Origin of the sequence: Enterococcus sp. 3H8_DIV0648 (genome assembly GCF_002140655.1) — a bacterium.
Classification (GTDB): Bacteria; Bacillota; Bacilli; order Lactobacillales; family Enterococcaceae; genus Enterococcus_A; species Enterococcus_A hulanensis.
In genome coordinates, this window is sequence record NZ_NGLG01000002.1 from 43,288 (window position 1) to 50,353 (window position 7,066).

Sequence of the window (7,066 nt, forward strand, 5' to 3'; positions counted from 1 at the left end):
GACCTATCTTTATTTGAGTCAAGATACACAAGAAAAACCTGTAAAGAAAAAGAATAGTAAAACAGAGCTGCTCAAAGATGGTCTATCCATTATACCCGGATGGAATAAAGAAAAATATTCCAATATAAAAGTAGAAAAATCCAATCCATACGAAGTAGAGCCAATAAGAAAAGGAACAAATTTTTCAAAAGTTATTGAGGAAGTTGGTCATCCGATGCAGCTGCAACCTAGTAATGAATTCTACCGAGAAGTTCTTCATGCTACATGGAATTCGCCTTTCGATGATGGTCATGGAATCTGTGTACGTATTACTTACGATAAGGAAACCAATCGAGTAGTTGAGAAAGAGATTTCCGTTGATTAGAGAAATGGAGAAGGGCAGTAATGAAAAAATTTGAAAAGCCTAACATTATTAATGCTGAGAATGAAGAGGTTCTATTTGTAGTTAATAAAGAAAAAGCACAAAGAATTCTTTACACCATAACAGGCATATTATGTCTAGCTGGTGTATACATCAGCTTATTTCACGCGGATATTGTCTCGAATGTAGGTGGAAAAATTGCTCCTTACTTTGTCATTGAAGAGAAAAAGGAAGCTCCCAAGCGAGTAATTCAGCCGCGAAACTATGAAACAATGATTGGTCATATTTCAAAAATATCAGGTTGGAATCAAGAGTTGATTGAAGGGTTAGAAGTTGCGACAGAGCATTCTAAGATGTTAGAAGACTATCAGAGGAAAGTCACTTCATATGAAGGAGGAGACAATTTCGACGAGTTGATTCAAAAGGTCTCTGAACCTTCATATGAAAGCGAGGACGAGGAAGGAGATTTCAAAACCGTTAGAGTTACTTGGAGAAAACTTATTGCTAAGAGGTTGGTGATAGTAATCACGGTGGTCTACGAAAAAGAATCCAGACAAATAATAGACAAGAATTTTAGTTGGGAAACCATATAGAAAGGTTTTAAATGTCATATGGAAGAAGTTTATCGATTCACAAGAAGGCAGTTACGTTGGCTTATATTCTTGTTGATTACTGTGGTAATAATGATTGGGATTCGACCTTATCGAAATTATCTCTATCAAGCGTATTATCAATTCTTTGATAAGGAAGAAGAGGTAACTGAAAAACCAAAAGTGGTCAATGTGGAGAAAACAATCAATTCGATTTCTAACATACCTGGTTGGAGCAAGGAAAAATATGATGGAATAAATATCGCTATTGTCGAGTTCATTGGAAATGATGAAATTCTTACAGAGGGAACTCTTTATGATGATGTATTAAAGGATATGCCAAGACCATCATCGATTTTCACAGATGATACGATAAAAACGGGAACACAAGTTGTCGTTACTTGGCAGGCTCCGATAGAAGCAAAACAAAAAGGATATGTCGAGATAGTGTTCGATCAAAAAACTAAGCAGGTTATCTATAAAAGCTGTAGCTATGATTTGTAACGCTAAAATTAAGGAGAAGGGGATCACTATTTTGGAGAGTATCCATTAATAAGATTTAACTAAATAAGGAGAAACATCAAATGAAAAGTATCAATCAAGTGCCAAGGGAAGTTACATTTTTTCAAGCAATCAAGGATTTTTTTGCTGGGTATGTGGAGTTTAAAGGTCGGACAACCAGAGCGGGCTATTGGTGGGTCAGACTAGTAGAGATAATCATAAGTATTGCTTTTCTATCGATGACAATAAGTCTATTGATGTATGCAGCGATGGACGCAACACAATACTATCAGTACGATAATTATTCTTACGAGGATTATCAAGCGATTGGGTACAATTTTTTAAGTACGATTTTTCGTTATACACCGTTCTTCTTGATCTATGGGATAGGAGTTCTTGCGTTGTTTTTACCAAATTTATCATTGGAATGCAGAAGATTACGCGATGCTGGAATGACTGGTCGCGGAATTCTTACGAACTATCTTATGATGTTTGGGCTGTCATTTCTTATGGGCTTTTTCTACTCTGCGAATATCTATGCTTACGAAACGATGACCTATTCACATTTTGGCCTGGTTTGTTCAGGGTTAATATTTATCATTTCTATCCAGATGTTCGTCTTCACTATTTTGCCTACTGATAAATTAGAGACTCAAAGCAGTAATAAACTAATGAAATTCTTCTTTCGAGAAAGAATTTTAGAAGAGTCAGGTCCGTTTTTTACAACAGAAAAACAATCTGAGGAGGATTTTTATGAGTGAGGAAGAAAATAAGCAAAGAAGAAAAATGCAGGCCGCACAAAAAAGAAGACAGGCAAGGGACTTAGAAGAGCAGCGAACGGTTATTCAAGGAAAAAAAGCGGAATTAGAAGCTAAAATTGAAAAGCTAGAGAAAGCTAAACAAGAGATTACGGCAGCCATAACAAGTGTATCTGGATTTTCCAAAGGTTTGTCTTCTTTAAAAGATGCAGGTTCGGGGTCTTTTCAAGGAGATCGCAAGGATAAGTATGATAAAAAGATTGGCGATGTCGAAAAAACATTAACAGCTTACGAAAAAGGACACACAGATAATGCAAGCAAAATCGATAAAAAAATACAAAATCTGAAAGAAGATCTGCAACGAGTAAGTATGTCCATTGGAGCTTTAGACGTTCGAATTGGTGCACTAGATGCAGCTGCAGCTCAATTAGAAAGTTAAATGAGGTGATAAAGTGGGAAAAGGAAATGTAGGTGTTGGTGAGAGTTGGAGTAGTACAGTCAATGGTGCTACGAAAGCTGTCAGTAGTATTGGGAAAATTGAAAACATTCAATTAGCCAAAACGGATTTAGAACCATTCAAACAGTTTGAAAAAATTATTCCACAAATCAATAGCTCATTAAGCAGCTTTAAGAGCTTTACACAAGAAGATGGTCAAAAGATGATCAAAGCTGGTGAGAACAAAAAAGCGGACGATAAAGCTGGATCGAAAACGATGAATATTCAAGGAAAGGGGTAATCGCAGGTATGATCGATTTGTGGAAGCAAACATTGACCCAACAATATCTGGAAGAACCTGAGGTAAACAACCTCGATTTTCTGGTCTTGTTAGGAACAACTTTAGGTAAGCAGCCTATCCTCTTAAAAAATCTATATAAGGCTTATCTAAAAAAAGAGAATAACTTCGGGTACAAACCAATGATTGGGGCGGCGCTGGATATAAGCTTCGATCAGAACGAGCATCAGGTCAGTTTCAGTAGAGCGCAAGAATCTGTCAAACTTACTTTTAGTCAATTTCAAAAATATATTGGCTTAATCGATTTATTGTTTACTGATGTTTATCCGATTGGGACAGTTGCTGAATTGGATGAAACTCTTTTACCACCATATATCCAAGAAATGTATGGCAGTTCAGAAGAAGGTTTCTTAGTTTCAATTCATGGACGGAGGGTCCTTACAAAAGAAGAAGATGAATACATTGACTACATCGCAACGATTTGGCCATTTGGACTGCTTGATGATGTGGAGCTTATCTATCTAAATAATGTAATGATAAAGCGTGTCGTATCATTAGGAATGGTGAATGATACAGAGAAAACATTTGTTGAAGAAGTACTACGAAAGCAGCTTCTCATGAAAGACGTTTACTCATACCTATATACTGATTCAGCGATGACAATGAATTGGGAGGTGGAAATGAATGAAGGTTGATATGTCAGAGGTGAATCGTGCGAAAGCGTCGATCCTCTCATCAAGAAGTAAGCTGCAACAAGAAATTGAAAACGCAAGAGATTCAATGAATAAAGTTGTTTCTAGTGGCGAACTCACAGGAAAAGTAAAAAGTGCCATCAATGCAAAAGTAGATAATTGCCAAGTACCATTATTAGATGGGTACTATGATGTGCTCTATAATCTTAGCTCCGAGTTTGATAAAGTGATTAAAAGCTTCAAAAGTAATGTAAAAGAATCTAGTGACAGTGCGATTATTGATTCTGAGGTACTGACACAACTAGAATCAAAGTTTTCACCCAAATTGACTGAGTTTGCAGAAATCGAGACAAAATTTGAAACTATATATTCAGGGATATCGGATCTAGTTGCAGTTGAAAGTGTAAGTTCCAGAGATTTTGTGGAGCAAATGGAAAAAACAAAGAAAGTTTTGACCAATACAAAAAATTGGATGGCTAGCTTCAAAGGCAGCAGCGCATCTCTTTCAGAAAGTGTTTCTCGCCAGAAAGCTCAGCTAGGAAGACTCTCTGGTACTAGTGGGATGAGTTATCTCTCGCCAGAAGCATTGACCATCTACCAAGATAAAAAGTTCAAGAATCAGATCGACAAAGAACACGAAAAAGTGAAAGAATTTGAACAACCCGAAATGGCTGCGGAAGTACGAAAAGCAAATAATCACGGGCTTGCCCAAACATCCATGTATTATGGCGTGGATAAGACTGAAATTAATCAGGTTGGTCAAGGTATTAATTGGGTTGCTGGGGTGAGTAAAAGACTTGATGATACGGATAAGAAGAATGTTGATCATTATGCACAAAAAGTATTCGATTTTGAAAAAGATGTTCTCATAGATACTGTATTTGGAACAGTTGAGGAATTTGGTACACCAGCTTCTTCATACATTTATAATGTTGGTACAAAGTTTTCAGGATCAAATGTCTCATCAGCATTTTATGCAGGAGCAAAAGCTACTGGGGCGGCGAGTAAAGTTGTTCCGATTGGAGGCCCAGTATTAGATTTTGGCTCTCAGGTTACTAAGGGTGAAAACTTGTCAGATGCATCTTACAAGACTTACGGACACATAGTTAATGGAGTTATAGTAGGGGCAGTTTTCGTCACTCTTGGAGTTACAGGAGGATGGGTCATAGTAGGAACAGCTGTTGGTGGATATTTTGTGAACGGTATCTTTGATTCTATCTATGATAATAGAAAGAAAATATTTAAAACTAATAAGAAAAAATAAGGAGTTTTATGAATACATCAAGAGGAAATGGTTATCCGGTTAAGCTTTATGTATGTACTGTCTCTTATACACATCTGTATAAATATGAAGATAGATCTGAAGGAATTCAGTGACGATACAACAACTATCACAGAGCAAGTAGAACAGTATGTCTGTCTCTTATACACATCTAGATGTGTATAAGAGACAGGTATCTTTGTTTATTCGTCAAAATCCAAAATATAACTGGAGAAGAAATAGATATTAGTTCATCAGATTTTACTTTGCACGATGAAAATGGAGAGAAAGTTTCTGCCGAATTTGTCATTGGGACAGACGAGATTTTTGAGTCGCTAGGGTTTGAAACACTCAAAAATAAGAATTATCTAGCCGCACCGATTGTTTTTCCAGTAAATACAGAAAAAAAGTACGAACTCCATTACCTTCCCAGCATTTTTTATGATGAGAATGAAAGTATAAATATGAAGATAGATCTGAAGGAATTCAGTGACGATACAACAACTATCACAGAGCAAGTAGAACAGTATGTTCAGGCGGTATTTCTGGGTTCGAACGAAATAGAAGAATCAAAACTGATGAATGATCTAAAGAAGGAAAAAGAAGCGTTCAAAAAAGAAAGTATGAATGTTCTAAAAAAGAATTTCAGAGAGTACGAACCTACAAAAAAAGAGTTAAGAGAGACAATTTCAAAATTGCAGGAAATCAATCGAGCAAAGGGAAAATTCAGTGTCGTCCTAACAGAGCTGAATACTGTTTGCGCAACTGTCTATATTAAACCTGCAACTGTCATGATCAGTGATTTGAATAAAATGGCAATCGAGAATCAGTACATTACAGAAAATGGCGACAAGTATGAGGATTATAAAGAGGCAAATCGTGAAGGAGAAAAGTATTTTTTACAGGAGCTGAATAAAAAGATTTCGGAAAAACCAATTACAACTGATAAGGATATGAGAGAGGAAGGCTTTGAGTTGGATTTGGAAAATGTGGCTGGAAAGTGGAAAGTACTATCCGAAGAAAAAGATAGAAACGATGATTTCGACTATTTGGCAAAGGCCTTCAGAGGCGGCTTAAACCAATATTCTTATTAAGCTGATTTTGAATGGATTTTTTTATAACTAAAATTACGGTTCAAATGTTTTAAAAGGTAATCTATGTGAAAAATACTAACTGTTGAAGATTATCTTTACTGGAGAAGAATATGAAGAGAAATAAGCAGAAGAAAGCACGAAACAAGAAATTACTTGGGAAGAAGGCCGCATTACTTTGCTTGCGAAACGAGATCATTTTGAGGAATAGTCAGACAGTTATTTTTCTATCCAGACAAAAATTTGCTCGTTTCATACGTTTGCTTTTAGCCTGTATCTTGATAGGCACCGCTTTAATTTTTTATTTTGATCGACAATTTTTTTCACGAAATCTTACTGAATTAAGGCAGTCCTTCTTTGAGAAGGATGAGGATAATCAAAAGAAGCAAGTTGAGTATTTAGATGATTTTGCAGAAATCTATGTAGTGGATGAAGAGGAGGCTCCTTCTGATCCCAAGTTTCTAAACAAAGTCCCAAGGTGGAGTCGAAAGATCTACAACGAAATTACCACGGCGACTACTAATTATACAAAAGAGTATCATATTGAGTCCTATACAAATGGCGACAAATACGATGATTTAGTAAAAAAAGTAGGTACCCCTCATCATATTAGCAAGAACGATGATGAAGAGGGAATTCCGACATATTATGCAATGTGGAGTGAAACTAGTAATTATTCAGATTTAGACCGCTTTTATGTTTACATTGAGATCGAATACGAAGCCCAGGGTAATCAGATTATTTCAAAAACTTTTAGAGGCGGAAAGTATGAAGATGATTATTAAAAGGATGGGATTCAAGTTGGATAAAAGAAAGCCAGTTTACTATGAGATTACACGACGACAAATTTATTGGTTAATTTTTCTATTGATCTTGATACCAATTATTATAGGTAGTTCTTCTTACAAGGATCATGTTCGTGATACCTATCTTTATTTGAGTCAAGATACACAAGAAAAACCTGTAAAGAAAAAGAATAGTAAAACAGAGCTGCTCAAAGATGGTCTATCCATTATACCCGGATGGAATAAAGAAAAATATTCCAATATAAAAGTAGAAAAATCCAATCCATACGAAG

General features: G+C 35.9%; 11 protein-coding genes. All 11 read left to right on the top strand.

All coding sequences use genetic code 11. The features are described 5' to 3' along the window. Window positions 1-364: hypothetical protein (locus A5875_RS16675; protein WP_176244730.1), on the top strand; the 364-nt coding region annotated here is incomplete at its 5' end. A gap of 20 nt (window positions 365-384) precedes the next feature. Next, window positions 385-954, top strand: coding sequence for a hypothetical protein (locus A5875_RS16680; protein ID WP_088934749.1), 570 nt, complete (start codon window positions 385-387; stop codon window positions 952-954). An 18-nt stretch (window positions 955-972) separates the two neighbouring features. Further along, window positions 973-1,455 carry a hypothetical protein gene (locus A5875_RS16685; protein ID WP_217809352.1) on the top strand — a complete coding sequence of 161 codons (483 nt, stop codon included), beginning with the start codon at window positions 973-975 and terminating at the stop codon, window positions 1,453-1,455. A gap of 80 nt (window positions 1,456-1,535) precedes the next feature. After that, a complete protein-coding gene (locus A5875_RS16690; protein WP_088934751.1) occupies window positions 1,536-2,213 on the top strand; it encodes a DUF805 domain-containing protein in 678 nt (225 codons plus the stop codon). Then, window positions 2,206-2,649: a YwqH-like family protein gene (locus A5875_RS16695; protein ID WP_088934752.1), complete on the top strand. Its 444-nt coding sequence runs from the start codon at window positions 2,206-2,208 to the stop codon at window positions 2,647-2,649. Before A5875_RS16690 ends, A5875_RS16695 begins: the two co-directional genes overlap by 8 nt. Window positions 2,650-2,662: 13 nt before the next feature. After that, complete coding sequence (locus A5875_RS16700) at window positions 2,663-2,947, top strand: hypothetical protein (protein WP_088934753.1); 285 nt, start codon at window positions 2,663-2,665, stop codon at window positions 2,945-2,947. A gap of 32 nt (window positions 2,948-2,979) precedes the next feature. Further along, on the top strand, window positions 2,980-3,639 hold the full coding sequence (locus tag A5875_RS16705) for a DUF4176 domain-containing protein (RefSeq protein WP_176244731.1): 660 nt from the start codon (window positions 2,980-2,982) through the stop codon (window positions 3,637-3,639). Then, entirely contained in the window at window positions 3,629-4,900 is a 1,272-nt protein-coding gene (locus tag A5875_RS16710) for a T7SS effector LXG polymorphic toxin (RefSeq protein WP_088934755.1), read from the top strand. Before A5875_RS16705 ends, A5875_RS16710 begins: the two co-directional genes overlap by 11 nt. Window positions 4,901-5,073: 173 nt before the next feature. Beyond that, window positions 5,074-5,991: a DUF4352 domain-containing protein gene (locus A5875_RS16715; protein WP_088934756.1), complete on the top strand. Its 918-nt coding sequence runs from the start codon at window positions 5,074-5,076 to the stop codon at window positions 5,989-5,991. 110 nt (window positions 5,992-6,101) lie between these two features. Beyond that, window positions 6,102-6,773: a hypothetical protein gene (locus A5875_RS16720; protein WP_088934757.1), complete on the top strand. Its 672-nt coding sequence runs from the start codon at window positions 6,102-6,104 to the stop codon at window positions 6,771-6,773. After that, a partial coding sequence (locus tag A5875_RS23790) for a hypothetical protein (RefSeq protein WP_176244732.1) occupies window positions 6,757-7,066 on the top strand: 310 nt, incomplete at its 3' end. The genes A5875_RS16720 and A5875_RS23790, both read left to right, overlap by 17 nt.

What these genes read in the sequence shown, in the direction of transcription:
- A5875_RS16680 (WP_088934749.1), top strand. Translation starts at nt 385, where the DNA reads ATGAAAAAATTTGAAAAGCCTAACATTATTAATGCTGAGAATGAAGAG.
- A5875_RS16685 (WP_217809352.1), top strand. Translation starts at nt 973, where the DNA reads ATGGAAGAAGTTTATCGATTCACAAGAAGGCAGTTACGTTGGCTTATA.
- A5875_RS16690 (WP_088934751.1), top strand. Translation starts at nt 1,536, where the DNA reads ATGAAAAGTATCAATCAAGTGCCAAGGGAAGTTACATTTTTTCAAGCA.
- A5875_RS16695 (WP_088934752.1), top strand. Translation starts at nt 2,206, where the DNA reads ATGAGTGAGGAAGAAAATAAGCAAAGAAGAAAAATGCAGGCCGCACAA.
- A5875_RS16710 (WP_088934755.1), top strand. Translation starts at nt 3,629, where the DNA reads ATGAAGGTTGATATGTCAGAGGTGAATCGTGCGAAAGCGTCGATCCTC.
- A5875_RS16715 (WP_088934756.1), top strand. Translation starts at nt 5,074, where the DNA reads ATGTGTATAAGAGACAGGTATCTTTGTTTATTCGTCAAAATCCAAAAT.
- A5875_RS16720 (WP_088934757.1), top strand. Translation starts at nt 6,102, where the DNA reads ATGAAGAGAAATAAGCAGAAGAAAGCACGAAACAAGAAATTACTTGGG.